The sequence below is a fragment of the Acidocella sp. genome, from assembly GCF_052326845.1.
GTDB lineage: Bacteria > Pseudomonadota > Alphaproteobacteria > Acetobacterales > Acetobacteraceae > Acidocella.
In genome coordinates this window covers 25,826-52,506 of the sequence record NZ_JBKQJR010000074.1, presented here as the reverse complement: position 1 = coordinate 52,506, position 26,681 = coordinate 25,826, and the positions used below count along the sequence as shown (strand labels likewise).

The following is a 26,681-nucleotide window of genomic DNA, read 5'->3' as shown; positions in this document are numbered from 1 at the left end:
GAGGATGTTGGCTGGATTAACACCATTGAAAACTTGACAGAAGCAACGCCGGTTGAGTTGCGTTTCGAGCTGGCACGAGCCGTGTTGCAACTGGCTATTTTCGAAAATGTTCTGCCAGGCAGTATTTTACCTTTCACCCTCTGGCCGGATGCAGTGGCGGTGTCGGGCGACATAGACTTGTTCCGTGCTGATTATGGTCAGGACGATGGCCGTATCTGCTGCCGCATAAAAGCAGTGGAAGATGAAGGAGACGAAAATATGTCTGAACAGAAGAGCCGCGTAAATACATCCGGGAAGCTCGCCGATTCGGAGCGGGTTGAGCTTGAGAGTATCCAGGCATACCCTCGCGGTGGCCAGGTCATTTCCACACGTAATGTGCTCGACCGCTTGCAGGTTTCGGTTTCCGTGGAGCTGGGGCGTACGCAGATTACGGTGAAGGATCTTCGTGCGCTAAGGCACGGCCAGATTTTGTCGTTGGACCAGATGGTCGGCGAGCCGCTGACCATCTTTGCGAATGGTCAGAAAATGGCATTTGGCGAGGTCGTTGCCGTAGCAAACGACCGTTACGGCGTACGCGTTACGGCGTTAGTTGATGACGCAGGGCAGGATGCCGGAGGTACAACATGAGCGCGTCTGGCGTCAGTATCGGTGCCTGGATTGCGTTTGGTGAGTTCGCTGGCCCGGTCTTGCTGGTGATGCTCGTCATCGGCCTGGCAGCCGGCGTTTTGCAGACGGTAACGCAAGTGCGGGAATCTTCCATTCCTTTTGTACTGAAGCTGGCTGGGATGGCCGCTCTTATGACCGCTTGCGGGCAAATGATGCTTGGTGGTGTGGACGATTACGCTACCCGTTTGTTGAACGCAATTCCGGGATTGCTGCATGGCTGAAACCGCCGTTCTGCCGCGTGAAGGCGGCTTTAACCTGTCACAACTCTCTGGCCCCATCGTTATTCTTCTGGTGTTAGCGATGCTGGTTGTCCCGCTTCCACCGGCAGCCATCTCATTCTTGTTTGCGCTCAATATCTCGGCTGGCCTCGTTATTCTGGCCTCATCTCTCTATATCCATTCCCCGGCAGAATTTTCTTCTTTTCCGTCGGTTTTGCTAGCGACAACGCTGATGCGCCTGGCGCTCAATGTCGCCACGGCGCGCGCCATTCTGCTTAATGGTTATGCGGGACCCGGCGCGGCAGGACGGGTTATCGAATCTTTTGGCCAATTTGCAGTCGGCGGCAATTACGTGGTCGGCGGGATCATCTTCGTTATCCTTATCATCATAAACTTCGTGGTGGTAACCAAGGGGGCAAGCCGCGTGGCGGAAGTCTCCGCGCGCTTCATGCTCGATTCGTTGCCGGGACGGCAAATGGCGATCGATGCCGAGATTAACGCCGGCATTCTTTCGCCTCAGGCGGCTGAGCGGCGGCGTGATCTGCTACGGCGAGAGGCGGATTTCTTTGGCGCGATGGATGGTGCCTCGAAGTTCGTCCGCGGAGATGTTGTGGCGGCAATGATTATTCTTGTCGTTAACATGGTTGGCGGGTTGATTATAGGTACGCTGCAATATGGCCTTCCTGTCGCAGACGCGGCGCGCACCTACACGCTGCTGACGGTAGGTGACGGCCTGGCTGCACAGATTCCATCGCTGACCATCTCCATTGCGGCGGGCCTCATTGTAACGCGTGTTGCTACAGGCGAGGACATTGGCGCACAGATTAAATCTCAGCTGTCCAAATACCCGCAGGCGCTGGCTATTGCTGCGGGCATTACCGGCGCCATCGGCCTGGTGCCGGAGATTGCGCATATCCCGTTTCTGTTGCTTGCGGCGGCGCTTGGCACTGCGTCCTGGCGCCTCAGCCAAGCGGCAAAGGAGCCTGAAGCCGCAGCGGCCGGTACGCCGCAGGCAGCCTCCGTGGCGGGTGAGGTGAAGGTTGACTCCCTCATAGATGTCACAGGTGTTGATCCGTTGGGTATGAATATCGGTTTCGCCTTGGCGCCATTGGTTGGTCAGGGTGAGGGGCGCTTGCTCAATCGTCTTACCGCCGTACGCCAGCGTTATGGCCGCGCAATGGGTTTTCTTGTGCCTGCCGTTCATATCCGGGATTCGTCGGAATTGCCGGCGCATGGCTACCGCTTCACGCTACGCGGTGCTGCCATTGGCGGTGGAGAGGCGTGGCCGGGCCAGTGGCTCGCCATAGAAGGACCGATGGTAACGGAGAAGCTGTCCGTCGGGCGTGCCGTGAAGGACCCGGCGTTCGGTCAACCGGCCATATGGATACCGCAGGGCGCCATTCCCGCGGCGGAGGAGTTTGGCTACACGGTCGTTGACGCGCCGAGCGCGATAGCCACGCATTTTGCAGAAATTCTTAAGCGTCATGGTGCAGAATTGCTGGGGCGTCCGCAGGTGGAGGGGCTAATGACGCGTCTGGCAGAAACGACGCCGCGCTTGGCGGAAGATTTGCGGAGTAATCTTTCAGTAGGCCTTGTACGCCAGGTGCTCCAGGGCCTTCTGGCTGAGGAGGTGCCGATCCGTGACTTCGAGCGCATTGTCGAGGCGCTGGTGGAGGCTGCTGATGGCGGCGTTAAGGATGCGGAGAAATTGCTGGCCACCGTGCGGGTTCGTCTCGGACGCTTTATTGTCAGCCAAATCGTGGGGACGGACGCTACGTTGCGCGTTTCCGTACTGCCGCCGAAGCTGGAAGAGCTTGTAGGGAAATCCTTGCGTACTGCAAAGGATAGCGGCATCGGCGCGGAAATAGAGGCGGAGACCGCAACGCATTTGCGTGAAGCCGCAATGCAGGCAGCCCGCGCTATGCGAGCCCGCAGCATCAAGCCGGTACTCGTGGTGCAGGGCGTCATGCGCCGTGCGGTGGCGCGGGCGGTTGCCGGGGTTATCTCTGTTATCGCGTTGGAGGAAATTCCTGACACGACGCCATTGCAGGTGGTGTACACGGCTACCCCGGGAGAGACCAATGCATGAGATTGGGGCTGAAAGCCAGCCACAGCTTGCGGCACTCTACGGCCATTGGGTCAAACGCATGGCGTTGCTGCTCCAGGCGCGCATGCCATGGGCTGAGGTCGATGATTTGTTGCAATGGGGCGCCGTTGGCATGATGGAAGCGATGCAACGTTTCGATCCGTCAGTCGGTGGCAATTTCCAGGCCTTCGCGGTGCGGCGCATTCGTGGTGCAATGATCGATGGGTTGCGCCACGAAGGTTCGCGCAGGCGCGGGCAGATCATGTTCGAGCCCGAGGATATAGATGCGGCGGCACTCGCGAATGGCACAGCGCCAGAGGACCCCTTGGCGGCGCTGGTCCGGGCCGACAATCGCGCTCTGCTGGTGGAAGCCCTCAAGGCGCTGCCCAGGCTCGAATACCAGGTCTTGGCACTGCACTTCTATGAAGAGCTGAATAATCGTGAGATTGCTGCGATTCTTGATATCAGCGAAGGCTATGCCTCGCGCATTCGCAAGCGCGCATTGGAAACGCTTGCCATTTACATCAATGCCGCGACGAAAGGAGAGCCTGTCTCGTGACAAGTTTATTGGGGATTCTTGCCGGGTTCCTCGTTATCATCGGCGGCGCGCTCTCCGATAACGACCCGCTATCGTCTTTGTTCAGCGTCACGGCTGTCATCATCGTCATCTGCGGCTCCTTAACGGCCGTTACCGTGCAATTTGGCCTGCGTCAGATTCTGCTCGCATTCGAAGGTGTATTCTGGCTGGTTAAGCCGCCCCGGACTGATCTGCGCGCTTTTATCGAACAGGTGTCAGAATGGTCAGCAATGGCACGCAGCCATGGCACGTTAGTGCTTGAGTCTGTGATTCCAACGGTGGCTGACCCATTCCATAGGCAGGGTCTGCAGATGATTGTGGATAATACCGCGCCGCAGGATTTCGCCGCAATTCTTGCTATCATGGCAGAAAAGGCCGGGCGGACGCAGGAGGCGCCTGCCGAAGTCTGGGAGGCGCTGGGCGGTTATTCGCCGACGATCGGCGTGATGGGTGCGGTATTGGGGCTGATCCATGTGATGATGCGGCTCGATCATTCGGAGGAACTGGGCGAGGGCATCGCCACAGCCTTCGTTGCCACTATTTACGGTGTCGGCTTTGCGAATCTTGTTGCCTTGCCGCTGGGGGCGCATTTGAAGCAACTGGCGCGGGAGCTGGAACGTGAGCGCCACGTCGTCATCCAGGGGTTCTTACTGCTAGCTGAAGGGAAACCGGGCATGGTTATCAAGCAGCATCTGCAGAGTTTCCTGGAGGATGAACCAAAGGGCAAAGCTGCCCCAGATGGCGAGCCGGTAGTCATGCCGCAGGCGGCGGAGTAGTTCATGTCGTATGCCCGCTTACCGGGGCCAGGCAAGAAGCGGGAGAAGGGGCTCAACCACGAACGTTGGGTCGTCTCTTACGCTGATCTGCTGACCCTCCTGCTCGCCACGTTTGTGGTGCTATATGCATCCTCTACCAGGAACAAGAACAAGGAAGGTGAACTGACGGAAGCGTTCATCAAAGCCTTCCACGGTACGCCTCCCGCCGTTGTCGTGGCACAGCCCTCAGGTTCGCGTGGCGTGTTGCAGCATCAGGTCTCGCCTGTGCCTAAGCCGGTGGAAGCTCCCTCATCGGCGGCCTCGAAAATTCCCAATGACATGGCGCGCCAGTTGGCCGATGAGATGGCGACGCTGCAAGAGCTGCAAATGAAGCTCTCTGCCGTGTTCCAGCCGATGATCGACAAGCACCAGGTGACGGTGGCCAACGCGCCCTTGACCCTGACCATCCAACTCGATGCTTCGGTGCTGTTTTCTTCCGGTGAGGCAACGCTGAAGCCGGAGGCGGTGGCGTTGCTGAACCGGGTGGCAGCGGGGTTCGTCAAACTGCCGGACGGCTTCCGTATCGTTGTGCGGGGATACACCGATAATCAGCCGATCTCTACGGCGCAATTTCCGTCCAACTGGTCGCTTTCGGCCGAGCGCGCCGTAACCGTGGTGCAGCTTTTTGTAAAGAATGGCGTGAATGGAAACCAGCTCGCCGCAGAGGGCTTCGGTGAGTTCGCGCCTATCGCAGATAATGTCACCGATGCCGGACGGGCGCAGAACCGGCGTGTGGTGGTTGTGGTGCATGCACCGGACCCGGCACAGAAATAGGGGGAGTCAATGGGAAAGACCTCGCATAAGGCGAGTACGAAGAACACGCTGATGACGATTGCGGCGGCGGCCTCGTGGGCGGCGATGCACGAGCCTACGGTCCTGGATTTTGGCAGCGTAAGCGTATGGGGGTTGCAGACGCTGGCTGTAGCATTATTGGTGCGCGCCGTGTTGGCATTGCTGGCACCGGCGCTCGGTCTTTGCGGCGTGTTGCTACAGCACGCGTCGGCTGAAAGCCGAAATAAAGGCAGCGGCGCGTGAGCTTCGTCACAGTCTCCAGCATTCGCAACAAGGCGTTCGTACAAACCGTATTGGCGCAGGACACCGCCACGATTGCGGCGCAGGAAGCAGAAATCGCCCGGCGCGTGCGCCAGGAGGTTGCCAAGCTGCGGGAGAAGGCCGAAGCCGAGGGACGCACGGCAGGCGAGGCCGCAATGCGCGCTGAGATGGAGCCATTACAGGCTGCACTGGCCAGCGCCGTTGGCGTGCTGCACGAGGCGTCGGCGCAACTCGCCGCACCGCTGGCGCAAAAGGAACGTGACCTCGCAGGGCTGGTGATTGAACTTGCCTTCCTGTTGGCCGGACACATCGCCGGTGTGGATTTGTCTGGCGGCAATGCAGGGCTTGAGGCTCTGGTGACGAAGTTGCTCGATGAGGCTGCCGCTGAGCGAAGCCCTCGCCAGAGCGTGCAATTGCGGCTCAACCCTGCCGACCATGCGCAGTTGGCGTCAAAAATCTCTGCCGAGACGGCGCAGCTGATTGCTGACCAGAACATCGCTCCCGGCGGAGCGATGGTTGAAATCATCAGCCCTCAGGGCGACCCGCTCGACAAGATCGAATGGGATGCGACTCTGAAAGGCCGAACCGAGGCCATCCGCACGGCGCTGGGCCTGTCCGGAGCTGGGCCATGATCACCATGGAGGCTGTGCGGGCAATGGCCCAGGAGCGCGTGCGTGCCGCGCTGTCGGTTGACCCTGTGCGGCGGTTCGGAAGGATCGTGCGTTCCAATGGGGAGGTTCTGCATGCGAGCGGTATTCGCGCGCCGGTCGGCTCGCGTTGCCTGATCGAAATGGAAGCGGGAGCCCATCTGGCGGCGGAGATTGTGGGGTTCGAGGAAGGCGGCTTGATCCTCATGCCCGAGCAGGGCACGCGCGGTGTGATGCGCGGGGCAAGGGTCCGTGTCGAAGGCAGCGCGCATACGCCACTGATGGGTCCGGCGCTGCTCGGCCGGGTGCTGGATGCACGGGGCGCGCCGCTCGACGGGTTGCCGCCGCCAGCCGTCTCCCACCCCTGGCCGCTGATGGGTGTGCCGCTGAACCCGATGGCGCGCGAGCGCCTCGCCAAGCCGTTCGACGTTGGCGTGAGCGCCATCAATGCCCTGACCACGTTCGGACGCGGCATGCGTGTCGGGCTGTTCGCCGGCTCCGGCGTGGGCAAGACCACGCTGCTGGGGATGCTCGCGCGCCACGCCCAGGCGGATGTGGTGGTGCTGGCGATGATCGGTGAGCGCGGGCGCGAGATCCGCGAGTTCATCGAGGATCATCTGGCCGCTGCCCGGCCGCGTAGTGTCGTCATCGCCTCCCCGGCGGACGATACCGCGTTGGGCCGCGTGCATGGCGCCTACCGCGCCGCGGCGATCGCGGAGTATTTCCGCGACCAGGGCAGGCATGTGCTGCTTGTGGTGGATTCGCTCACCCGCCTGGCCATGGCCCTTCGGGAGATCGGCCTCGCGGTCGGCGAACCGCCAGCCACAAAAGGCTATCCACCCTCTGTCTTCGGGGCGCTGGCGGCCTATTTGGAGCGCGCGGGCATGGGGGCTGCGGGGCAGGGCTCCATCACCGGCATCTATACCGTGCTCGTTGAGGGGGACGACCATGTTGGCGACCCAGTGGCCGACACGGCACGCTCGGTGCTGGATGGACATATCGTGCTCTCCCGCGCCATGGCGGAGGCCGCGATCTACCCGCCCATCGACATCACCGCTTCGCTCTCCCGTCCCATGCCGGGCCTGGTGGAGCCGGAGCATATGCGGCTTGCCTCCCGTTTCCGCGCGCTCTGGGCCCGTAAGCAGGAGAAGCAGGACATCATCGATCTCGGTGCTTATGCCCCGGGCCGTGACCCTCTGCTGGACGAGGCGATCCGCCGGGCGCCTGCCATGGAGGCGGTCCTCCGCCAGGATAAGAACGCGGGCGTGACCCTGGCTGAGAGCGTCGCGGCGCTGCGGGTGGCACTTGGGGAGGCAGCTTGAAGGCAGCCACGCTGAAGCGGCTGGATCTGCTGGCCGCTTCCCGCGAGGTGGCGCTGCTGGAGACGATCCAGCGCCATAACGCGGCGCTTAAGCAGAACGAGTATCAGCGCGGCATGCTGGAGGCTTATCGCAGCCGCCTGGCGGCCAGCTGGCAGAGCGGTTCCGTGGTGAGCGCTGCCCAGGCGCGCCGGGCTGGCCAGTTCGCGGCCGGAACGCTCGGCGCGGAGGCGCAGATTGCCGAAAGCGCCGTGCGGACCAGGGAGCAACTGGAAGCCGCCATTGCCGACCTGGCCAGGTTGAAAGCGCACCGGCGCAAGCTGGCGCAGCGCCTGCGCGAGGCCGCGCGCCGGGCAGAGGCGCAGGCGGAGGTAAAAGCGGAACGCGACCGGCCTGTTCGTGGCAGGACACGGCACGTTTCGTAATCATTTCTAAAGAATTTACCTGCCATATGGTCTGAAAGGAGGCCAAAATGGACCTGTCATTCTTTTCCAGTTTCGGCACGTCGCTGGCCGCGCAGGAAGCGCAAATCAATACCCTGCAGCAGCAGGTCACCACGGGCCTGTCGGTGCAGACACCGGACCAGAATCCGGCAGCGTATGAAACCGGGGTGCTCGGCATGGACCAGGTCAACCAGCTGAATAACGACAATACCACCCAAGCGGCGATACAGGTTCAGCTTGGCAGCGTGAGCAACAGCTACACCTCGATGAGCAACGTGCTGGACAATGTCCAGGGCATTGTCCAGCAGGCGCTGAATGGCACGACGAGTGCCCAGAACATGCAAGCGCTGGGGACCCAGGTGCAGTCGGCGTATCAGCAGCTTGTTAGCATTGGTAACGCCACGGCGCCGAACGGCACTTATCTTTTCGGTGGATCACGTGGTGGCCTCACCCCGTTCCAGCCGGATGCGAATGGCAATATCGTTTACTTTGGCGACGGCGCGTCCTCACAGGCAGCAATCGGGCAAAATATGACGGCGAGCACCATCGCCAATGGCGATGCGTTCCTCTCCGGCCTGAGCGGAGATGGCGTTTCCAACGTCACTGCCACCAGCACCAATACCGGCAGCGGGCAGATCCTCCAGCAGGGTGTCGTCAATGCCGCGGCGGCAAATACGTTTCAGCAGGGGAATGCCGCCATCACCGTGAGCTTTGCCAATAGCGGCAACGGCACGACCTACACCGCCACGCAGAATGGCAGTGCCATCGCCAGCGGTGCGCTCTCCACCAGCAGGACGGGCGGCACCACGGTCCAGCTCGGGGGCGTGGATTACCAGATCAGCGGCAGCCCGGCCAATGGCGACAGTTTCACCATTTCGCCCAGCCGCCCGCAATCCGCCTTCGCGCTGCTAAAGACCGTGTACAATGCCCTCTCCAGCGCGGCCACGACGCCGGCGCAGGTGGCCCAGACCAACCAGGTGCTGAACCAGAGCCTGGCCGGGTTGGCCCAGTACCAGCAGACGCTGGTGAACGCGCAGGCGCAGAACGGCGTCACGCTGCAGGCGATTTCCGCCGCAGCCGCAGGAAACAGCAGCCAGGCCACCGAGGCGCAGACCAACGTGGACAACGCCACCGCCGCGAATATGCCGATGGCCATCTCCAACCTGGACCAAACCGTTACAGCCCTTCAGGCAGCGATGAAGACGTTCGGCACAGTGCAGAACCTCAGCCTGTTCAACTACGTATAAGCGAGGCCGCAATGTCGAATGCCATTTTCATCGTCGGCTATTACCGCAGCGGTACTTCCGCACTCTCCGGTGCTTTGTCCCGCGCCGGGGTCAAATTCTATAACGAGGCCGACCCGAACGAGCACAACCCGCTCGGCTTCTACGAAATTCCAGAGCTGATCCAGTATGACGTTGATCTCTTCTCCCGGCTGGGCGTGGACTGGATGGATGTGCGCAGCCTGCCGCAAGGCTGGGCTGAGCGCGCGGATCTCAGCGGTTATCTCTCACGGCTGGAAGAGATACTCCGCCGCCGCTTCAGCCAGAAGGACAAGATATGGGGGCTGAAGCACCCGCATCTTTGCCGCACCTTGCCAATTTACGAGCGCGCCGCGCGTCAGGCCGGGCACAAGCCGCATGTGGTGCATATCTTCCGCGACCCCTGGACGGCGGCTTCCAGCCAGCAGCGCAAGAACGGTCTGAGCCGTGCCCACGCCCTGCTGTTGTGGATGAGCTACCTCACCACGGGTGAACGCCAGGCCCGTCATTTGCCGCGCAGCTGGCTGACCTACCATGATCTGCTCGCCAAGCCGGCGGAGCAATTGCGCCGGATTGAGGCGGAGACTGGCCTTCCCTTCACCAAGCTGGTGCCGGGCGGGTTGGGGCAGGCCGCAACCTACCTCACGGCCCAACTCAACCGCAGCGAGGCTCTGCCGCAAGAGGGGCTGCTCCGGCCGTTGCACAAGCTGGTCGCGCGTGCCTGGGAGGCCATCCGGGCCCACGAATTCCAGCCTGCGCTATGGGACGAATTCGCCGAGGAAACATCGGATCTGGTCGGCTTCCTTAACGAGATCGGCGCGAGCCGGGGGCGGGCGATTCCCGCCCTGGGCGGTTCGCTGAGTCAGGCGGCGCCCGCCCTGGCTGAAAGGGCGGCGCTGCGTCCGCCGGAGCGTTTGGACGAGGGCGGCCAAGCCCGCCTGCTGGCGTTGCGCGAGGCGGCGGGGGCGCTGCCTCGTCTTACCGTCATCATTGCGGCGCCGCGCGGCCGGGTTCATGCGGTGAACGACACCCTGGAGTCCCTGCACGCACAATGGGAAAAACCGTCTAGTATCAAAGTCATCACCGCAGATCCGCTAGAGATCCCCGGCATCACCGCCATCGCCGCGCCGCCGGAGCCGGAGGCAATGACCCGGCTGGCCTGCGCGGAGCTGAACCAGGAAGCCGCATCGGCCGATTACGTGGCGATCATCAACGCGGGTGACACGGTGGCGCCGGATGCCTGCCTGCGCTTCGCCCTGGCGGCATCGGCCAGCGGCGCGGACATGCTGTATTGCGACGAGATCGTTCCGCGCGATGGCGGCGCCTGGGTGCGGCACAAGCCGGGCTGGGATGTCACCCGCCTGCGCCAATCGGCCTATATCGGCGACTGGGTGTGGTACGGCGCCAAGGCCGTGCTCCAGCTCGGCGGGTTCGATCCTGCACGAGCCGGGGCTGAGGAATTCGACTTCCAGCTCCGCCTTGCCGAACACGGCGCCAAGGTGGAACGCTTGCCTGAGGCATTGTTCTCCCGCTGCCCGCAGAGCCGGCGGGATGACATCAAGGCCGATATTTTCTGTGCTCGCGCGGCAATGTCTGTCGCGGCGCATTTGCAGCGTGCCGGCATGCCGGCGGAGGTGCAGAACCGCCAGCATCTTGGTCTGTTCCACCACATGCGCACGGCGGAAGATCCAGGCGCCACCGTCATCATGCTCTGCGATGGCGCGGAGATCCCGATGCTGGATCGCTGGATGACCGCGCTGCTTACCGGTCCGGTCCTTACCGGCCCCGTGATTCTTGCCGGTGCGGCGCTGAACCAGGGCATGCATAATTACCTGGCTGCGGTAACGCAGCAGGCAGCGGCGCTGGAGGGCAAGGTGCTGGCAGTCCCGCCCGCGCCCGGCCTCACCCCGGCAGATGCGCTGCGCCAGGCCCTGGCGATGGTGACGACGCCTTATGTCGCGGTGCTGGATGCGCGTTCCGAGGCTCTTACCCCTTACTGGCTACCGGCCCTACGGATGCGCCTGGCCGACCCTGGCGTGGCCATGGCGGCGGCGCGCACGCTGGTTCCCTTTGGCGGCGAGAAGAAGATCGCCCTCGTGCTGGGGCCAATTGTCATTGGTGCCGAGACGCGGCTTGGCGCGGCGCATACGGCGGAAGATCCTGGCCCTGGCGGCTGGCTCCTGGTCGACCAGGAGGCGAGCGCCATCGCCCCGCCCGGCCTGTTGGCCCGCACCCAGGCCCTGGCCGCCTGCACCTTCCCCGATCTGAGCGGCGATGCGCTCTGGATCGACCTCGGCGCGCAGATTCGTGCCCGTGGCGCCCGGCTGGTGTGGACACCGGACGTTTCCTTTGCCTCACCGCCCGAGGCGGTAAAGCTCGATGCGGCAGTGGATTTCCGCCGAGGGTCGAAAGTGGTGCAGGCGTTGCCCTGGGCCGATCCATACCACCACCCCGCGCTTTCGTTGCGTGGCGATCTGCTGGCCAGCGAAGCAAACCCCGGGCTGGTGCGCGCAGCGCCCGCAGATGAGCGTGACATGCTGATCACTGGCGCCCCGGAGTCCGGGGCGGCGGTAATGAACGCGGCGCGCGCATTGCGGCGCAGTGGCGCACTCTCGGCGGATTGGGCGCCGGAGCTGCCCACCGCTGCCGAGCTGGGCCGCCGCGCTCCGGCCGCTTGGCTGCGGGTCAACCCGCAACGTCCGCCTGCGCCGTACAGCCCGCCGTACAAGGCGCTGTTCACCACCCTGCCGGAACCGGAGGCAAAGCCCGTGCTTGCGGCGGCAAGCCGTGTCTACGCCACTTCTCCGGCGTTGGTGACACAGCTGAGCCGCATGTGCCCGCCCGGCCAGTCCGTGCAGCTTTGGCGCCCGGCCTTGTCCAGCCGCATCTGGGCTGAGTGGAAGCCAAGCACGGGGTTAAATACCAAGCCGCGCATCCTCTGGATCGACGAGGGCATCGCGCCGCCATGGTTCACCGATCTGGTCAACGCCACGCTGGACATCGCGGCCTGGATCGTCGTTGAACGCCCCGGCGGGAACTATGCCGGCCAGGTGGTGCGGATCGCCCCGCCTGAGTCCGAATACGCATGGGCGCAGACATTTGCCGAGCTCGGCCCGCAGATCATGGTTCGTCCGGCCAATACCGCCACATATGCCGATCATTATCCGGTGCTGCTTGCCGCCGTGGCGGGATGCCATGCCCTGGTTGACGAGCGGTTTGACATCCCCGCCAGTCTCGGCGCGGTGCGGCTGAAAAACCGCCTCTCCGCCTGGCAGATGGCCCTGAAGAGCGCCATTGCCGGCTTGGCCGGCACGCTGGCTCAGGGGGAGCGCGCGCGCAAAGCGGCGCTGGCGCTGCCCAGCATCGAGTCCGAGCTGCCGCCCTGGGCCGAGTTCCCCGCTGCGGACAGCGCTTTGCTGCCGAGTGCGGCCGAGTGAACTGGCAGGCACGGTCGCTTCTCACCGGCGCGCTCCTGGCCTGGCCAGCTTTGGCCAGCGCCAGCCAGAGCGTGGATGCGGTAACGGCTGCTGTCCAGCAGGCGGCGCAGATGGTCGCGCTGCCCGATGCCACCATCACCCTGGGGCCGGTGACGGGGGCGGCTTACATGCAAGTCTGCACGGCGCCGCTTGTGGTGAACATCAGCGGCGTCGCCCCCTACGAGCAGGCGGCGGTGAATTGCCCCGCGCCGGTCTGGACACTGTATGTCACCGTCACCGTGGCGCAGAGCGAAGATGTCGTGGTCGCCGCCCATCCTGTCACGGCGGGGCAGGTGCTGGCGGCTTCCGATCTCATGGTGCAACGAGAGCCGGTGCAGCTCTTCGCGGGCAGGCAGGTCTATTTCGACCCGGCCCAGATCGTGGGCGCGAGCGCTGTGATGTCTCTCGCCGCTGGCATGGTCGTCACCCAGGACGCGGTGCAGGCGCCGATGGTTGTCAAGGCGGGCCAGACGGTGGCCGTGCAGGTGACGAGCGGCGGGGTCGCCGTCTCCATCAATGCGGTCGCCAGCCAAGCCGGGCGGATCGGCGACACCATCCTGCTGACCAACCCCTCCTCCGGCCGCCGTTTTTCCGCGCAAGTCACTGAGGATGGGGTGGCTCTCAAGCTGCAATAAGCGGCTGTTTTGCCGGATTAAAAACCTAAAGAGGCAAAATCAGTAAAACATCACAACCAAAACGCGAATAAATAGGTACGGCAACCACAACCCAAGGAGATCACCATGTCGGCCGTAGGTTCCATTCTGACCAATACCGGGGCGCTGCAGGCGCTCAACTCCATCGCGAACACATCGATGACCAACAACAACCTGGAAAGCCAGCTCTCCAGCGGCCTCTCGATCAACTCGCCGTCGGACAATCCGGCTGGTTACATCACCGCCCAGGGTTTCACCTCCCAGCTGAACGGCCTGACGCAGGCGATCTCCAACGCCAACCAGGGCGTCTCCCTGCTGCAGACGGCGCAGGGAGCCATCGGCCAGCAGGTCAGCGTCGTGCAGCAGCTCAACTCCATCGCCGTGCAGGCCGCCAACGGCACGCAGACCTCCGCTGAATCGCAGTCCCTGCAGAACCTCGCCAGCCAGCTGACGGGGCAGGTCTCGACCATTGCCAGCCAGACCCAGTTCAACAATATCAATCTGTTGGACGGCAGCTTCACCGGCAAGCAGTTCCAGGTCGGTGCCAATGAGGGGCAGACGCTGAACCTCTCCATTGGCAACACCTCGGCCAACAGCATTGGTATGTATGCCACCGGTGCCGATACGGCGAATGTCTACAAAACTGGCGCCAGCTCTGCGAGCGGCGTTGTTTCGGCCGCTGGTGTGTTTGGTGCAGGGAAGGAAAAAATCACCGGACCAACGGGCGGCTCCGGTTCGTTTACCGTAGCCGCGAAAGAATCTGCGGCGGCGCTAGCAACGGCGGCCAATGGTATCTCCGGCCAAACTGGTGTTCAGGCCCAGGCGACCAACACAGCTACTTTCAGCGTGGCTGCTGGCACGACTGACCACAAAATCGCGTTCACGCTCCAGGCTGGCAATGGGTCTGGCGGGGCTAGCTCTGCGATTGGCACGGCGGTCAGTGTTGATGCGTCCAGCCTCGCGGAAGCTGTTTCTCAGATCAATCAGCAGAGCAGCACCAGCGGCATTGTTGCCTCTGACAGTAGCGGTAAGCTGACCCTGACGCAGACGGCTGGTCAGAATATCGCTTTCACGGCTGTCGGCACTGCAGCCAGCGGTGGCACGCTCAAAACGACGGCGGCGGCGCCACACACCGTCGCAGCCAACGATATTCAGCAGGGCCAGGTGCAGCTCCAGTCCAGCGCTGCTTTCTCGGCTGTTGGGTCGGCTACAGCGACGCTCGGTCAATCGGCGGCCTCGCTGAACTCCCTGGCGTCGATCAATGTCAGCACCACCGCTGGCGCCAACAAGGCGATCAACGTGGTGAAATACGCGCTCGCAGCGCTGAACAACCAGGGCGGGCAGCTCGGCGCGGTGCAGCAGAGCCTCACGGCCAACATCAACAACATGAACACCACCAGCCAGAACCTCACCACGGCTCTGGGCGTGGTGCAGGACGCCAACATCCCGCAAGTCAGCACCCAGCTGACCCAGTCGCAGATCCAGGCGCAGTCCGGCGTTGCCGCTCTGAAGTCTTCCACCCAGCTGCAGCAGTCCTACCTCTCGCTGTTGCCGTAAGCCAAACCGCGAGGCCGGGGCGCAACGCTCCGGCCTCCGTCCCTAAGCTCTTCCAACAGGTGACTCATGACCTCTGTCAGCTCCCTCAGTTCGTCGGCCATTACGTCTCAAATTGCCACGTACGAATCCAAGCTGCAGGCGCCCATCACCCAACTCCAATCCCAGGTTACGGCCGACAAGGCCCAGATTTCCGCCTGGGGCAAGATCAGCGGAGCGGTCTCGACGCTGTCCCAGTCACTGTCGAACATCAAAGACATCAGCTCCATCAACAACAAATCAACCAATACCACCGACAAATCGGTGGCCACTGTTACGGCCAGCAATTCGGCGGCGTCCGGCACGTATAATCTGACGAACGTCACTCTCGCCAAGCCGCAGGAAATCTACTCATCTTTGCTCGGCTCAGGTAATTCAACGCTCTCCGGCGGCAACGGCTCGCTCGTCTTCACGCTGAAAAGCGGCAAGAGCGAGACGGTCTCCATTGGTTCCGGCAGCCTGACGCTGAACGATGTTGCGGCCGCGATCGACAAGCAGGCTGGCGGCGTGCAGGCGAGCGTTATCGGCACTTCGGCCGGGGCGCGTCTGGTGCTGCAAAGCAGTGGTACCGGCAGCTCCGCGGCCTTCACGGTTTCGGGCACGGGCGCGCTGGCGCAATTCGATTTCAATCCAAGCTCCAGCACTGCCAATGGCGGCGAAACCCTGGCGCAAGCCGCGGCCAACGCATCGCTTACTCTCAACGGCGTGCCGATCATCAGCCCCACCAACACGCTGGGCAGCGCTATCGCCGGTGTCACCATCTCCCTCGTCGGTTCGGGTACCACGTCGCTATCGGTCAGTTCCTCGCCGACCAATCTTTCCAGTTCCGTGCAGGGCGTGGCCACGAGCCTTAACGCTGCCATTTCAACCATCGCGGCGGCAACGAAATTCGTTCCGGCGAGTTCGTCCAACGGTTCCGCGCAGTCAGGCGTTCTGCTGGGGAATTTCTCTGCCACGGAGCTGAAGAGCGAGCTGATGACGTCGATCAGCGGGCTGGTCTCCAGCGGGGTCAGCGCGGGCGCCGCAGGCTTGTCCATCAACAGTTCCGGCGCCGTCAGCTTCAATTCGACGAGCTTTGCCAGCGAGTACGCGAAGAACCCGGCCGCCGTGCAAAAGCTGGTCGCCAACCTGTATCAAAAGCTCAATACCATCACCGCCAGTGCAATTGGCAGTTCCGGCAGTTCGACAAGCAGCGCTGGTACAACGGCGAAGAGCACCGGCTTCATTGCGGCGCAGACGGCGTCATTGAACGGTGTGATCACTTCCATCGACAGCCAGGTCACGCAGCTTACAAAACAAGGCTCGGCGGCGCTGAAGAATTTGGAATCTCTGTATACAACGGCTGAAACCAAAGCCAGCTCGGCGTCGATCACCCAGACTTATCTCAACATTTTCAATAGCTCGTCCTCCACGAGCGGCGGCTAACCGGGACCAAGACCATGGATATGATCAACGAATACCGGGCGTCGATGTTCGACGGAAAATCTGATGTCAGCTGGCTGCATCAGGGGTGGCGTGGGCTGCGCCTGTATTGTCGCAGAGCCAAGGCCGCCATCGAGGCTGGGGACATGGCGACCAAAGCCGCGATGCTCGCCCGTGCTGATGAATTGTTGAATCTGATGAGCGGGATTCTCGATACCAGCGAGGGCAGCAAGCTCGGTCCTGCGCTCATGACCATCTACTCCGCCTTGCGCTTTACGCTGCTACGGGCCAATACGGACGACAGTAAATCGGCGCTCGACGACTTCGAGGCAGCGCTGGCGATTTTGGATCGTGATATGACAAAAGCGTCTGAAGGTGCATTGGCCGCATGAGCAACACCATTCCTCCGTTTCCGGCAGTATCGTCAGCTGCAATCATGAATGAAGCCGCCCCCACCACGACCGCCAAGCCGCGGGCAGCGGCGGAGGCCACGCCACAGACCGAGGCCGTGACCCTGAGTGATGCGGCGCAGACCAGTACGCAGTTGCTCTCCTCTGCACACCAGTCGGACGGCATGGATCACGCGGAAGTGGCGCGCATCCGCAGTGCGCTGGCCACGGGCAACTACAACGTGGCGCCGGAGGATCTGGCCCAGGCGATGGTCACCGTACTGAAAGCAACAAGCAAATGAGCATTACCGGCAAATTCCGTACCTTGGAGGTTAAGCCGGAGGCGCAGTCGGTATCCGGCACACTGGCCCGTGGCTTGGAACTGGTTGAGGATCTTGGCCGCAAGTTGCACCACCTCGACGACGTGATGCTCACTGGCAGGCCGAATGAAATCTCGGACGCTGCCGCCGCGGTGGAGTGGGCACTGAAGGATGCCTCTCCCGCCTTTGCGGAAATTGCCGCAACCATGGGCAGGCTCGGCGCCTCCAATTTAACGACCGCTGCAGAGCAGTTGCGGAGGATTCAGGAAGAGGACGCCGCCGGGCTTGCCGAGGCACTGCGCGGCTCGCTGGCTCGTTTTGCCAAACGGTCTTTCAGCGCCAACCGCCGCGCTCAGCAATTCAACAGAGGGCTGAGCGCGGCGCTTCAATCCCTCCAGGCGCTTGGTATGCAGGAGAGTGGAAGGCTGATCGCTGAAGCCTGACGTAAATTTGTTGCGCTGCACAAGACCTTTCGGGGCCGGTAAATAACCTAGGAAACGGAGAGAGGCATTGCCTTGTGCCTCAAGTTTGTCATATTGACGGATCGGGGCTGATGGCAGAGTTTGCCGACGCCACGTCACCGGCACAAAAAATGCATAAAACCTGAAGGGTTAAAAAAATGGCTACAATCACCCGGAGCGGACACCGCCTTCAGCGGGATAGCCTCGGCCTGTCTCAAATCGTCGCCGCCACGCTGGCCAATATTGCGCCGGCCATGAGCTTCTTCTTTGGCTTCGGCCTCATCGTTTCTGGCGCAGGCGTTGGCGCGCCGATCACCATTCTGGTGGCGATGGTGGTTGTGCTCTTCCTTACAAATACGCTGGCGGAATTTTCCAAGTATCGCCCCAGCGCCGGTTCCTTCGTGACGTTTATAGGCATGGCGTTCGGCCCCACGGCGGGTGCGGCGGCGTCCCTTTTCGTCGTTACCGGCTATTGCATCGCCGCCTCCTCGGTGGTCGTCATCGCCGGCGGCTGGGCGGCAAGCACGCTGCACCTCTTCCTAGGCATCAACATCCCCTGGCAGGTGCTGGCCGTCGTCGTCACCGGCATTGTCGGTATGCTGGTTGCGCGCGGTATCAGCCTCTCCACCACCTGGGCAGCGATCTTTTTCTATTTTGAGCTGGCCCTGCTGCTCATCGGCGCGGTGATCATGCTCGTGGTCAACCACGCTTCCATCTCCGCCGCGCCGCTGCTGTTTTCCAGCGTCAGCGGCGGCTGGAAGGGCATTGGCCTCGGCTTCCCGCTCGCCATCTACCTCTTCATCGGCTGGGAGAACTCGGCGATGCTGGCGGAGGAAACCACCAACCCCCGCCGGAACGTGCCGCGCGCGCTGATCATTGGCACGCTCTCCATCGGCATCCTCTACATGTTCCTGGCCTTTGCGACTGAGACGGCGTTCCACAACAATGTCACCGCCATCAGCAATTCCAGCATCCCGTTCGTCGACGCCTTCAAGGCGTCCGCCGCCGGGGTGCTGCTCATCGCCTATCTTGCCGGCGTGACCTCAATCTTCTCCTCGCTCATTGGTCTGACCAACGCCCAGGCGCGTATCCTGTTCAGCTCCTCGCGCGAGGGGTTGCTGCCGCCCTTCTTCGGCAAGATCCACCCGCGGCATAACACCCCACATGTCGCGATGTGGACATACGTGGTCATTGCGCTGCTTATCGTGCTGGTGTTTGGCACGGCTTATGCCATCGATCCGGTGACCTTGTTCGGCGATACGGGCACGATGGGGACCATTCCCGTCGTCATAACCTATCTCCTGACGAACTTGGCGTTGCCGGTGTACATGCTGCGCCATCACAAGGAGGATTTCGGCGTGGTGCGGCACCTCATAGTGCCGGTGCTCGGCACCGTCTTTATGCTGTTCCCGCTTTGGGGGCTGGTGCAGCCCGGTCAGCCATATCCGTTTAATCTTTACCCGTACTTGACGCTCGGCCTGTTCGTGCTGTCGTTGGTTTACGGCGCGATCCTCGCCAAGCGTGACCCGGAACTGGTGCAGCGCATCGGCTCCTACGTCGCCGACGAGGAATACTAACCAAAAGCTCAAGGGCGGCACTCAGGTGCCGCCCTTGGTGTTTCAGGGGAGCATCCGCTCCTTTACCCGCCCCCCGGCCTGGACGTGCTTTTCCAGCACCTCATCCACGGCTTCAAAGGAATCCAGCTTGTACCAGACCCCCTCCGGGTACAGCACAGCGCAGGGGCCCAGCTCGCACCGGTCCAGGCATCCCGCCTGATTGACGCGCACTCCCTCGATCCCCAGTTCCTTCACCCGCGCCTTCATATAGTCGCGGATTTTCTCGCTGCCTTTGCTGGCGCAGCATCCGCGCGGATGCCCCTCTGGCCGCCGGTTGCCACACACGAACACGTGGGTGGAGAAATAAAGTGCCGGATCATCGTCGAGCCGCTTACCCAAACCTGTTGCTCCTTGCCATTCGCACCTATCTAAGCCGCAAACTGGGGAGCAGGCAAAATGCGGAACATGCTGGGTGAGGCCTCCTCGCCCTATTTGCAGCAGCACAAGGATAATCCGGTCCACTGGCAGGTCTGGTCGCCCGAGACGCTGGCGCTGGCCGCCCAGCTTAACCGCCCGGTCCTGCTGTCCATCGGCTATGCTACGTGCCACTGGTGCCATGTCATGGCGCATGAAAGCTTCGAGGACCGGGAAACGGCGGAGCTGATGAACCGCCACTTCATCAACATCAAGCTGGACCGCGAGGAGCGCCCGGACCTCGACCAGATCTTCATGTCCGCGCTGAACGCCATGGGCGAGCAGGGCGGCTGGCCGCTGACCATGGTGCTCACGCCGCAGGGCGAGCCTTTCTGGGGCGGCACTTATTTCCCGCCCGCACCGCGCTTTGGCCGGCCCAGCTTCCGTCAAGTCCTCACGGCTTTGGCCAATGCGTGGGAGACCGATCAGGTGCGTGTCGGCGATTCCGTCGCCGCCTTGCAGAGCGTCCTCGCGGCGCAATCCGCGCCCCGCCCCGGAGACCCGCCCGGCCCGGCCACGCTGGATGCCACCCGTAACGCCTATCTGAGCGCCATGGACTGGCGGCGCGGCGGCATTGGTCAGGCGCCTAAATTCCCCAACACTCCTATCTTCCGCTTCCTCTGGCAGGAGAGTTTCCGCAGCGGCGATGCCCGCGCCGCCCATGCGGTGGAGTTGCTGCTGGAGCGCATGTCCCGGGGCGGCATCTACGACCATCTCGGCGGCGGCTACGCCCGCTACGCCACCGACGAAGCTTGGCTGATCCCGCATTTCGAGAAGATGCTCTACGACAACGCGCTGATTCTGGACCTGCTGGCCCTGGCCCATGCGCGTACGCCCAATCCGCTCTATGCCGCCCGGGCGCGGGAGACGGTGGCATGGCTGACGCGGGACATGCGCGCCGAAGGCGCGTTCGCCGCCGCCGAGGATGCGGATTCGGAAGGCGAGGAGGGAAAGTTCTACGTCTGGATCCGCGCGGAAATTTTCGACACCCTGGGTGAAGACGCCGAGTATTTTGCCCAGCACTACCCCGCGCCCGAACAGGGCAATTGGGAAGGCAAGGTCATCCTCGAACGCCGCACGCCCTTGGGCGAGGAAGACCGCCTGGCGCCGCTGCGCGCCAAGCTCCTCGCCCGGCGCGGCACGCGCACCCGCCCCGGCCGGGACGACAAGATTCTCGCCGACTGGAACGCGCTCACCATCGCGGCCCTTGCCCGGGCCAGCGCCGTGTTCGCCGAGCCCGCCTGGCTGGCCCTGGCTGAGGAGGTGTTCGCCAACATCCTGGCAAACCTCTCCGAGCCCGAGGGCGGCATCGCCCACGCCTACCGCCACGGCAAAATCTCCGCGCCCGGCCTGCTGGAAGACCAGGCCGCCATGCTCCGTGCCGCCCTGGCACTGTATCAGGCAACCGCCAAGCCGAATTACCTCGCCACGGCGCAGCGCCTGCTGTCCGTAACCGAGCGCAAATTTGGCGATGGCGCCGGATCGTTCTTCATGTCGGCCGACGCGGCGCAGACATTCGCCCCGCGTGCGCGCAATGTGCAGGATGGCCCGACCCCCTCCGGCATTGGCCTGATGGCCGAGAACTACGCCCTGCTGCACGCCCTCACCGGAGAGGCAGAGTACCGGCACAAGGCCGAGGCACTGCTCGCCGCCTTCGCCGGCAGTACAGACCGCCTCACCGGCTCGCCGGTGCTGCTGGCAGCGGCGGATTTGCTGGAGAATGCCGCCTGCGTCGTTGTCACTGGCGGCAGCGCCGAACTGGCGCAGGCCGCCCTTACCGCGCCGGACCCGGCCGTGGCCGTGCTTCAGGTTTCCGCGTCCGCCGACCTGCCGCCCGGGCACTCGGCCCAGGGCAAGACATCCACCCAGCCGGCGGCTTTCATCTGCCGCAGTGGGGTGTGTTCCCTCCCCGTGACCACGCCGGAAGCAGTGCGCGCCGCACTTCGCCGTGGCGGGGAGCCTGCGCCATGACCCGCCGTGAACTCCTCGCCGCCAGCGCTCTCGTGCTAATCTCCCGGCCCGCCGCCGCTTACGAGGTCTCGCATACCGATGCCGAATGGCGGCAAATCCTCACCGCCGCGCAATATTACGTGTTGCGGCAGCAGGGCACCGAGGCGCCATTCTCCTCCCCGCTGCTGAATGAGCACCGCAACGGCATCTTCGCCTGCGCCGGATGCGCGCTGCCCTTGTTCTCCAGCAAGACGAAATTCGACTCCGGCACCGGCTGGCCGAGCTTTTACGCGCCTCTGCCGAATGCCGTGCTGACCTCGGATGACAACTCAATGGGCATGGAGCGTACCGAGGTACATTGCCGCCGCTGTGGTAGCCATCTCGGCCATGTGTTCCCGGACGGCCCGCCGCCAACCGGACTGCGCTATTGCATGAACGGGTTGGCGCTGACGTTCATCCCCGCCTGAAACGCTTCAGGCTTTTTCGCGGTGATAGCCGAACGAGGCGTTGATCATGTCCAGCAGATGCTGCCCCGCCGTCGTCGGCTTGTATTTCGGCGTCTCCCCCGGGCGCAGGCATGTCGGCAAACATTCCACCGGCGCGTAAAAATCGGGGTCGAAGAAGAATGGCAGCGAGTAGCGCTCCTTGCCGGAAATGTTGATCACGCGGTGCTGGTTGGACTGGAACACGCCGTTCGTCCAGCGCTCCATCATGTCGCCGATATTCACCACGTAGCTGCCCGGCACCGGCGGCGCGTCGATCCACACGCCATCCCGCCTGCGCACCTGCAACCCGCCCGACATATCCTGGTGCAGCAGGGTCAGGCAGCCGTAATCAGTATGCGCTCCGGCGCCCAGGCGTGCCTCGGTCACGCGTCCGGTCTGCGGCGGGTAGTGCAGCGGGCCGAGCGTCGTCATCGTTATCCCGAGCCAGGGGGCGAAAAACTCCTCCTCAAGCCCCAGTGCCAGCGCGAAGGCGCCGATCATTAACCGCCCCAGCTCCACCATCTCGTCGTAATAGGACTGCATCACCTCCCGCCAGCCGGGGAGGAAATCCGGCCACTGATTAGGCCCGTGCAGCGGCACACCGGCCAGCACACGCGGGTGATCCGGTGGCAGGTCGCGGCCGATTTTGTAGCCTTCCTTCAAATCCCCTTCCGCTTGCTTGGCCGGGTCCAGGTTCTCGCCGCCCATGCGGAACCAGCCGCGATGGCAGGGGAATTTTTCGATCGCCACCTTTTCTTTTACCGCCTCGGGCAGCGCGAAAAACCGTTTCGCCTCGGCATAAACACGCGCGATCATCTCCTCCGGCACGCCATGGTTCACGGCATAGAAGAAGCCGATCTCCCGGCAGGCCCGGCTGATCTCCTCGACCATGGCCGCCTTGCCCGGCCCGCCGCGCAGGGGGGAGATGTCGATAATCGGGATTTGCGTCAGCGGCATTTGCGCGCCGCGCAGTGTGGGGTCCAGCTGTATGGTATCCGGCATGCCGCGGATGCTAATCTTCCCCCGTATTGGTTTCCAGGACAAAAACATTGGCAAAATATCTCCTCGGCATAGATCTCGGGGCCGGCAGTCTCAAAGCCACGATCATCGACGATGCCGGGCATGTCCTGGGCGAGGCGGGCCATCCGGTGACGACTTCGGTGCCGCGTTTCGGCTGGTCGGAGCAGGACCCCGCTGAGTGGTTCGCAGCACTTTGCAGCGCGGTGCCGCAGGCCATTGAGGCCGCCGCCATCCCTGCCAGCGCCATCGCGGGCATCGGCATCTCCGCCGGAGCCCATATCCCGGTTCTCACCGACGCGCAGGGCAGGGTGCTCCGCCCGGCCATCATGTGGAACGACCAGCGCGCCGCTGCCCAGGCCGCTGCCCTGCACGAGCGGGCCGGGGAGCAGATCATCGCCACCGCGCTCAACCGGGTGAATCCGACCTGGACCCTCGCCATGCTGGCCTGGCTGAAGGAGAACGAGCCGGAGGTGATGGCCCAGGCCCGGCACCTGTATCTGGCCAAGGACTACCTGCGGTTTTGCCTTACCGGCACGTGGGAGACGGATTTTTCCGACGCCATCGGCGCCCTGCTGGCGGATAACGCCAGCAAAACCTGGTCGCCGGAACTCTGCGCCCTCATCGGGCTGGACATGTCGCTGCTGCCTCCCATCGTGCCCGCGGAATCTGTGGTCGGCGGCGTCACGCCGGAAGCTGCCGCCCGCATTGGGCTGGCCGCTGGAACGCCGGTTGTCTGCGGCTCCAACGACACGACAGTGGAATTTTTTGGCGTCGGCGCCACCACGCCGGGCATTGGCGGGGTGAAGCTGGCCACCGCTGGCGTGCTGTATCTGGCAACCCATGGGCCCAGCGTGAACCCGCCAATCTCCTGCTACCCGCACATCATGCCGGGCATGTACTACACCGCCACCGGCACCAATTCCTGCGCTTCCGCGCATCGCTGGCTGCGCGACCTGCTCTTCGCCGAGGACGGGTTCGAGGGTATGGACGCACTGGCCGCCGCCACGCCGCGCGGCGCCAAGGGGCTGCTCTTCCACCCTTACCTGCAGGGCGAGCGCGCCCCCTACTGGGACCCTCTGCTGCGCGCGGATTTCATCGGCCTCACCATCTCCCACGGCAAGCCGGAATTCGCCCGCGCCCTCTACGAAGGGCTGGCCTTTTCCATCCGCGACCTGCTCCAGGCCGCGCAGGCTCTCGGTCTCTCCTTCGGCGCAATCCGGCTCATGGGTGGCGGTGCCCGCAGTGCGTGCTGGCGCCAGATCATCGCCGACGCCACCGGCCTCACCGTGGAGCGCACCGAAGCGGCGGATGCCTCCTTCGGCGCTGCGTTGGTCGCAGGCATCGGGGCGGGCGTGTTCTCCGGACCGGAGGACGCCGTGGCACGCTGCGTGCGGCTACTGGATACGACAGTGCCCGACGCCGAGGCGCATGAATTCTACACCCGGCTGTTCGGTATTTATAAGGATGCCCAGGCCGCGCTGGCGGGGATTAACCATCGGCTGCATGGGCTGGTGGAGTAGGGGGAGGTGGGTTTGGGTGGATTTACGACGGTCCACTTCTGGATCAGGGCTTTGAATACCGGACACTCGGCTCACCGCCGGAATGCGCGGACGCCCGCCTTTCGGCTTCGGCGCCTCAGGCGGCAGCAAGGGTTCAAGGGACTCTTAAAATCAGCTGCCAAGTTTAGCCTTTCTCCAGCGATAACATGACAGACAGTTCTCGTTTGTCGCCATTGTGAATAATCCCATCCGGAACAAACGTTTGATTTGCCGTCAAGGTAACAATCGAATCCGCTGGTATGTGAATGACCTGTACGGTTGCTTGCCCGATGAGATAAATGGCCTGACCCGATGGGGTGGTAACTGTAATTTGTACTGGGGCAGAAGGAGGCGGCCATTTCCGCGCTAATGTCAGCGTTATCTGTGTTCCGTGGGTAACAATACGAACCTGCCGCCCCATCCAATTCTGCGGTGCGGCTGAAGGCCAGTAATCGCCCTCCGTATAATAATAATCAAGCGCTGATGATAGCGGCACCTTCACGACATCGATCCCGTGGTCCATGTGCTGCGGCCAGCCCTGTGCGGTAATTGCGGCAACCAGCGCGGGCTTTGTGCCCGGTCCGATCAAAATGTCATCCACACGATGCATTCCGCAAAAAGCGGCAAGATCATTGCCGAAGTCGGGCCCAGGCACCCCCGTAAACAGCTCATTCAAAATTGGAAAACTCTGTTCCGAGGATGGAGTAAAGCCGGTATAGCCGCCCGATTGGGTGAATTGCATGCCTGCGTCCATCTGCCAGGCCATGCCACTCCCGCCTGCTCCAAAGGGAAGAATGATTACATTTGGCTTCGTCCCGAGCACTTGCTTTTCATTTTGCGGCGTAAAAAACGGCTGTGCTGGCCAGCGGGTCCAAGCATGCAGAGTTGAATTAGGCAAAATAAATAGGCATGCTAACCCAGCGAGTGCAAACCGCCATGACCGTTCGCGCCCAGTGCCCGGCGTCGCTAAGTATAACGCCGCGACAATCGCCGAAATAAGGGACACGTACATCGTGAAACGTGTTGGCAAGGCTGACCGCATCAAAGGAATTTTTTCGCCAAGCCACCAGGGTAATGGCATTTGAGTCTGCACTCCGGCGACATGAAGCCAGGGGCCCAGGCTCAATACAGCGAGCACAATCACCGTGATCAACAAGGCTTTAACATAGGGAAGAGTAATTTTGGCGTGAAAATAAAGCGCCATGAGAAAGATCAGGGGTAATCCCAGGTAGGCGCCCTGCTCCGATGCAAAGCCTGTGAACTGATCTGCCACAGCGGCAAATACCGTCCTCCCAAGGCGGGTAACGCCTGTCGGTATCAAGTAGTTTAGTGGGTCAGCTGAAAAAAATGTTGCGGAGTTAATTGCTGGCGGAACATCTGACAAACCTTTCACCAGATAAAACAAAAATGGCGTGGCCAGTATTGTCATGACCACACCGGCAAAAACAATATCGATTGCCAGACGCCACAAGCCTGGCCGATCCGTCTTTGGAGCAAAGGCTATGAAGATGGCCCAGGTGATTGCGCCGAGAAAGCATAATGTCGCCAAAATCTCGCTTGAAAGCCCAAGTTGAACCAAAAGAGTTACTGCTAGAGCCGTCACGAAGCCTGTGCGTCCTAGGTGTCCCTGCGCGCGTCGTACGCACAACAAGACCGCAATAGGCATCAGGAAGGTTAGATCGAGATTAAGATGTCCCAGAAGCTGGCCGTTTTCGTAAGACGAGAACCCAAATAAGTAGCCGCCAACAAGGGCAGCGGCCCAGTCGCCTGTCAGGTACCGCACCAACAGAAAGGCCGTCCACGCGGATAGGACTGGTGCCATCAAGGATAACAGGTTGTAGGATAGGACTGCGCCACCCAGCACCGTGATCGGGAAGCTTAACAGCGCAGCTGACGGCACTGATGTCCGCCATGTCATGTTATCGCCGTGAGGAAACCAAACATAATTTGAAATAAATGGATTAAGACCATGAGAAATAGCAAAGGGCCACCAATGGAGGAACCATATGAATGATGCCGCGTCTCCGCCATCTCCCAAGTACCAGCGTGTCCAGCTCCCCGTCTTCCCGAAATAAATCAAAGAAAAAATGACATAGATAAATAAAGGAAGAGCAACTATCAGCATGAAATGAGTCGTTGTCGTGCGAGTCTTGGTTTTTTGGGGACAAGCCATAAACGTATCACTCCAACTCAAAATTCAGTTTGATCGATCAAGTAGATCGGGACGCCGTTGCAGCTTGGGCGCTGAACGTCCGCGC

The 26,681-nt window shown here is 62.4% G+C and carries 25 protein-coding genes; 22 read left to right on the top strand and 3 right to left on the bottom strand.

All coding sequences use genetic code 11. The annotated features are described in order from the left end of the window. The 19 genes from ACLPJJ_RS04910 to ACLPJJ_RS04820 all read left to right on the top strand — a co-directional run. Window positions 1–627 (top strand): FliM/FliN family flagellar motor switch protein (locus ACLPJJ_RS04910; protein WP_443589832.1); only part of this gene is annotated, 627 nt, incomplete at its 5' end. Further along, window positions 624–887, top strand: a complete 264-nt coding sequence (locus ACLPJJ_RS04905) for a flagellar biosynthetic protein FliQ (RefSeq protein ID WP_443589831.1) — start codon at window positions 624–626, stop codon at window positions 885–887. The genes ACLPJJ_RS04910 and ACLPJJ_RS04905, both read left to right, overlap by 4 nt. Then, window positions 880–2,973, top strand: a complete 2,094-nt coding sequence (locus ACLPJJ_RS04900) for a flagellar biosynthesis protein FlhA (RefSeq protein WP_443589830.1) — start codon at window positions 880–882, stop codon at window positions 2,971–2,973. The genes ACLPJJ_RS04905 and ACLPJJ_RS04900 overlap by 8 nt, the downstream gene beginning before the upstream one ends. Beyond that, on the top strand, window positions 2,966–3,529 hold the full coding sequence (locus tag ACLPJJ_RS04895) for a sigma-70 family RNA polymerase sigma factor (protein WP_443589829.1): 564 nt from the start codon (window positions 2,966–2,968) through the stop codon (window positions 3,527–3,529). Before ACLPJJ_RS04900 ends, ACLPJJ_RS04895 begins: the two co-directional genes overlap by 8 nt. Then, on the top strand, window positions 3,526–4,323 hold the full coding sequence (locus tag ACLPJJ_RS04890; protein ID WP_443589828.1) for a flagellar motor protein: 798 nt from the start codon (window positions 3,526–3,528) through the stop codon (window positions 4,321–4,323). Before ACLPJJ_RS04895 ends, ACLPJJ_RS04890 begins: the two co-directional genes overlap by 4 nt. Before the next feature lie 3 nt (window positions 4,324–4,326). Continuing rightward, on the top strand, window positions 4,327–5,136 hold the full coding sequence (locus ACLPJJ_RS04885) for an OmpA family protein (RefSeq protein WP_443589827.1): 810 nt from the start codon (window positions 4,327–4,329) through the stop codon (window positions 5,134–5,136). 9 nt (window positions 5,137–5,145) lie between these two features. Beyond that, window positions 5,146–5,397 carry a hypothetical protein gene (locus ACLPJJ_RS04880; protein ID WP_443589826.1) on the top strand — a complete coding sequence of 84 codons (252 nt, stop codon included), beginning with the start codon at window positions 5,146–5,148 and terminating at the stop codon, window positions 5,395–5,397. Then, window positions 5,394–6,047: a FliH/SctL family protein gene (locus ACLPJJ_RS04875; protein WP_443589825.1), complete on the top strand. Its 654-nt coding sequence runs from the start codon at window positions 5,394–5,396 to the stop codon at window positions 6,045–6,047. The genes ACLPJJ_RS04880 and ACLPJJ_RS04875 overlap by 4 nt, the downstream gene beginning before the upstream one ends. Next, the gene (locus tag ACLPJJ_RS04870) at window positions 6,044–7,384 is read left to right on the top strand and encodes a FliI/YscN family ATPase (protein WP_443589824.1); all 1,341 of its coding nucleotides are present in this window, start codon (window positions 6,044–6,046) and stop codon (window positions 7,382–7,384) included. The genes ACLPJJ_RS04875 and ACLPJJ_RS04870 overlap by 4 nt, the downstream gene beginning before the upstream one ends. Then, window positions 7,381–7,806, top strand: a complete 426-nt coding sequence (locus ACLPJJ_RS04865; RefSeq protein WP_443589823.1) for a hypothetical protein — start codon at window positions 7,381–7,383, stop codon at window positions 7,804–7,806. The genes ACLPJJ_RS04870 and ACLPJJ_RS04865 overlap by 4 nt, the downstream gene beginning before the upstream one ends. A gap of 47 nt (window positions 7,807–7,853) precedes the next feature. Then, window positions 7,854–9,071: a flagellar hook-associated protein FlgL gene (flgL, locus tag ACLPJJ_RS04860; protein ID WP_443589822.1), complete on the top strand. Its 1,218-nt coding sequence runs from the start codon at window positions 7,854–7,856 to the stop codon at window positions 9,069–9,071. A gap of 11 nt (window positions 9,072–9,082) precedes the next feature. After that, window positions 9,083–12,523 (top strand): sulfotransferase, encoded by a 3,441-nt coding sequence (locus tag ACLPJJ_RS04855; protein WP_443589821.1) that lies wholly within the window; start codon window positions 9,083–9,085, stop codon window positions 12,521–12,523. Further along, window positions 12,520–13,197, top strand: coding sequence for a flagellar basal body P-ring formation chaperone FlgA (gene flgA / locus ACLPJJ_RS04850; protein ID WP_443589820.1), 678 nt, complete (start codon window positions 12,520–12,522; stop codon window positions 13,195–13,197). Before ACLPJJ_RS04855 ends, flgA begins: the two co-directional genes overlap by 4 nt. Window positions 13,198–13,302: 105 nt before the next feature. Continuing rightward, window positions 13,303–14,772 carry a flagellin N-terminal helical domain-containing protein gene (locus tag ACLPJJ_RS04845; protein WP_443589819.1) on the top strand — a complete coding sequence of 490 codons (1,470 nt, stop codon included), beginning with the start codon at window positions 13,303–13,305 and terminating at the stop codon, window positions 14,770–14,772. A 66-nt stretch (window positions 14,773–14,838) separates the two neighbouring features. Next, a complete protein-coding gene (gene fliD / locus ACLPJJ_RS04840; RefSeq protein WP_443589818.1) occupies window positions 14,839–16,233 on the top strand; it encodes a flagellar filament capping protein FliD in 1,395 nt (464 codons plus the stop codon). A gap of 14 nt (window positions 16,234–16,247) precedes the next feature. Then, entirely contained in the window at window positions 16,248–16,622 is a 375-nt protein-coding gene (locus tag ACLPJJ_RS04835; RefSeq protein ID WP_443589817.1) for a flagellar protein FliS, read from the top strand. A 44-nt stretch (window positions 16,623–16,666) separates the two neighbouring features. Then, window positions 16,667–16,921 (top strand): flagellar biosynthesis anti-sigma factor FlgM, encoded by a 255-nt coding sequence (gene flgM, locus ACLPJJ_RS04830; protein WP_443589816.1) that lies wholly within the window; start codon window positions 16,667–16,669, stop codon window positions 16,919–16,921. Then, window positions 16,918–17,382 (top strand): hypothetical protein, encoded by a 465-nt coding sequence (locus ACLPJJ_RS04825; protein WP_443589815.1) that lies wholly within the window; start codon window positions 16,918–16,920, stop codon window positions 17,380–17,382. Before flgM ends, ACLPJJ_RS04825 begins: the two co-directional genes overlap by 4 nt. Before the next feature lie 176 nt (window positions 17,383–17,558). Further along, window positions 17,559–18,977: an APC family permease gene (locus tag ACLPJJ_RS04820; protein ID WP_443589814.1), complete on the top strand. Its 1,419-nt coding sequence runs from the start codon at window positions 17,559–17,561 to the stop codon at window positions 18,975–18,977. A 42-nt stretch (window positions 18,978–19,019) separates the two neighbouring features. Here ACLPJJ_RS04820 and ACLPJJ_RS04815 read toward each other — a convergent pair whose 3' ends face one another. Beyond that, window positions 19,020–19,355, bottom strand: a complete 336-nt coding sequence (locus tag ACLPJJ_RS04815; RefSeq protein ID WP_443589813.1) for a (2Fe-2S) ferredoxin domain-containing protein — start codon at window positions 19,353–19,355, stop codon at window positions 19,020–19,022. Window positions 19,356–19,412: 57 nt separating this feature from the next. On the opposite strand from ACLPJJ_RS04815, the gene ACLPJJ_RS04810 reads away from it, so the two are divergent. Together ACLPJJ_RS04810 and msrB are read left to right on the top strand one after the other, a co-directional pair. Next, on the top strand, window positions 19,413–21,401 hold the full coding sequence (locus ACLPJJ_RS04810; RefSeq protein ID WP_443589812.1) for a thioredoxin domain-containing protein: 1,989 nt from the start codon (window positions 19,413–19,415) through the stop codon (window positions 21,399–21,401). Next, window positions 21,398–21,847 carry a peptide-methionine (R)-S-oxide reductase MsrB gene (gene msrB, locus ACLPJJ_RS04805; RefSeq protein ID WP_443589811.1) on the top strand — a complete coding sequence of 150 codons (450 nt, stop codon included), beginning with the start codon at window positions 21,398–21,400 and terminating at the stop codon, window positions 21,845–21,847. Before ACLPJJ_RS04810 ends, msrB begins: the two co-directional genes overlap by 4 nt. Window positions 21,848–21,853: 6 nt before the next feature. Here the strand turns inward: msrB and ACLPJJ_RS04800 are convergent, their stop codons facing one another. Then, window positions 21,854–22,867, bottom strand: a complete 1,014-nt coding sequence (locus tag ACLPJJ_RS04800; RefSeq protein ID WP_443589810.1) for an isopenicillin N synthase family dioxygenase — start codon at window positions 22,865–22,867, stop codon at window positions 21,854–21,856. A gap of 47 nt (window positions 22,868–22,914) precedes the next feature. Between ACLPJJ_RS04800 and xylB the strand changes: the two genes are divergently transcribed. Then, window positions 22,915–24,405 carry a xylulokinase gene (gene xylB / locus ACLPJJ_RS04795; RefSeq protein WP_443589809.1) on the top strand — a complete coding sequence of 497 codons (1,491 nt, stop codon included), beginning with the start codon at window positions 22,915–22,917 and terminating at the stop codon, window positions 24,403–24,405. Window positions 24,406–24,568: 163 nt separating this feature from the next. Here xylB and ACLPJJ_RS04790 read toward each other — a convergent pair whose 3' ends face one another. Continuing rightward, a complete protein-coding gene (locus ACLPJJ_RS04790; protein ID WP_443589808.1) occupies window positions 24,569–26,548 on the bottom strand; it encodes a hypothetical protein in 1,980 nt (659 codons plus the stop codon). Window positions 26,549–26,681: the final 133 nt, after the last annotated feature.

Bases quoted from the DNA above. Each gene is read 5' to 3' on its own strand.
- ACLPJJ_RS04905 (WP_443589831.1), top strand. From the start codon at position 624: ATGAGCGCGTCTGGCGTCAGTATCGGTGCCTGGATTGCGTTTGGTGAG.
- ACLPJJ_RS04900 (WP_443589830.1), top strand. From the start codon at position 880: ATGGCTGAAACCGCCGTTCTGCCGCGTGAAGGCGGCTTTAACCTGTCA.
- ACLPJJ_RS04895 (WP_443589829.1), top strand. From the start codon at position 2,966: ATGCATGAGATTGGGGCTGAAAGCCAGCCACAGCTTGCGGCACTCTAC.
- ACLPJJ_RS04885 (WP_443589827.1), top strand. From the start codon at position 4,327: ATGTCGTATGCCCGCTTACCGGGGCCAGGCAAGAAGCGGGAGAAGGGG.
- ACLPJJ_RS04880 (WP_443589826.1), top strand. From the start codon at position 5,146: ATGGGAAAGACCTCGCATAAGGCGAGTACGAAGAACACGCTGATGACG.
- ACLPJJ_RS04870 (WP_443589824.1), top strand. From the start codon at position 6,044: ATGATCACCATGGAGGCTGTGCGGGCAATGGCCCAGGAGCGCGTGCGT.
- flgL (WP_443589822.1), top strand. From the start codon at position 7,854: ATGGACCTGTCATTCTTTTCCAGTTTCGGCACGTCGCTGGCCGCGCAG.
- ACLPJJ_RS04855 (WP_443589821.1), top strand. From the start codon at position 9,083: ATGTCGAATGCCATTTTCATCGTCGGCTATTACCGCAGCGGTACTTCC.
- ACLPJJ_RS04845 (WP_443589819.1), top strand. From the start codon at position 13,303: ATGTCGGCCGTAGGTTCCATTCTGACCAATACCGGGGCGCTGCAGGCG.
- fliD (WP_443589818.1), top strand. From the start codon at position 14,839: ATGACCTCTGTCAGCTCCCTCAGTTCGTCGGCCATTACGTCTCAAATT.
- ACLPJJ_RS04835 (WP_443589817.1), top strand. From the start codon at position 16,248: ATGGATATGATCAACGAATACCGGGCGTCGATGTTCGACGGAAAATCT.
- flgM (WP_443589816.1), top strand. From the start codon at position 16,667: ATGAATGAAGCCGCCCCCACCACGACCGCCAAGCCGCGGGCAGCGGCG.
- ACLPJJ_RS04825 (WP_443589815.1), top strand. From the start codon at position 16,918: ATGAGCATTACCGGCAAATTCCGTACCTTGGAGGTTAAGCCGGAGGCG.
- ACLPJJ_RS04820 (WP_443589814.1), top strand. From the start codon at position 17,559: ATGGCTACAATCACCCGGAGCGGACACCGCCTTCAGCGGGATAGCCTC.
- ACLPJJ_RS04810 (WP_443589812.1), top strand. From the start codon at position 19,413: ATGCGGAACATGCTGGGTGAGGCCTCCTCGCCCTATTTGCAGCAGCAC.
- msrB (WP_443589811.1), top strand. From the start codon at position 21,398: ATGACCCGCCGTGAACTCCTCGCCGCCAGCGCTCTCGTGCTAATCTCC.
- ACLPJJ_RS04800 (WP_443589810.1), bottom strand. From the start codon at position 22,867: ATGCCGGATACCATACAGCTGGACCCCACACTGCGCGGCGCGCAAATG.
- ACLPJJ_RS04790 (WP_443589808.1), bottom strand. From the start codon at position 26,548: ATGCTGATAGTTGCTCTTCCTTTATTTATCTATGTCATTTTTTCTTTG.